Consider the following 936-nt stretch of genomic DNA (forward strand, 5'->3'; position numbering starts at 1 on the left):
GGCGATGCGGGTCCGGACGAGCACTGGTCGTCGCCCCACTGCCCGAAGGCGGCCGCCGAACTGCTTCAGCCTGGCGAGGACTACAGCCTGACAACGAGAAACCCCCGCCGGGAACTTGTCCCAGCGGGGGTCCTCACCTTCCTCGATCCAACCGCTTCAGTTCGCCTGATCACTCAGGCTGTTCTGATACCGCTGCCACAGCATGACGAGCCACGGGTTGGCCCCTGGTTCCGGCTCGGAAGCCACCACCGGCGAGGGTGCCGACTCCACCAGGTGCAGCAGAGTCCAGGACAACCCGAAGCAGTTGTCGACTCCGAAGCACTTCGCCAAAAGTTGGGCCTCCTCATCGCTGACCGGCGACTCAATGGCATGAAGCAGCCGGGTTCTCTCCTCGAACTCCTCGTCCCCACTCTCGGAGTCGTCGTCCTCGGAGGGCAGCGGCCCCAGCCGAGCGAAGGCTGTTACCTCATCCCTGACAGTCACATCTACCTCTTCATCAGGTCAGGATAATTTGTTCTGTAGTATCCCAAGATTTCCTTGATCTGCTTGTTGAAGTGACCCGGATCGCCGTAGTTCTTCTCTCCGATCTGACGAAGATTCTGCAGATCCTTCGCCAGTACCTCCCGGAAGGACAGGTTGGCGTCCAGACGCTTGGTCACCCTTCCTGCCGGACCGTAGGTACGTGTCAGCAGGTGATCGGCATGGGTCATCACGATCGCTGCGTGGTCACGGTAGGGCAGGAAGTTCAGAGCCGCCTGAGGGATGTGGTTCGGAGTCAGGTTATCCCCGGTCCGCGCCCTATCAGCCAGGTCCCCGAAACGGCCAACTTCCCCTTCCTTCACCGCCGGGATTGGCGTCCCGCCGCTGGTGCACTTGCACTTGGTCGCATGGTCGGCAACCGGGCAGCTGGCATTGTGAACCAGAAGCGCGGAGCCG

2 protein-coding genes are annotated in these 936 nt (G+C 61.8%); both read right to left on the reverse strand.

Annotation, left to right across the window (positions count from 1 at the left end; all coding sequences use genetic code 11):
- Positions 1 to 156: 156 nt before the first annotated feature.
- A complete protein-coding gene (locus ONA70_RS36380) occupies positions 157 to 483 on the reverse strand; it encodes a hypothetical protein (RefSeq protein ID WP_265011005.1) in 327 nt (108 codons plus the stop codon).
- A gap of 2 nt (positions 484 to 485) precedes the next feature.
- Positions 486 to 936, reverse strand: a 451-nt coding sequence (locus ONA70_RS36385) for a hypothetical protein (RefSeq protein ID WP_265011006.1), incomplete at its 5' end; no start/stop codon positions are given.

It is taken from the genome of Micromonospora yasonensis, assembly GCF_026013475.1.
GTDB lineage: Bacteria > Actinomycetota > Actinomycetes > Mycobacteriales > Micromonosporaceae > Micromonospora > Micromonospora yasonensis.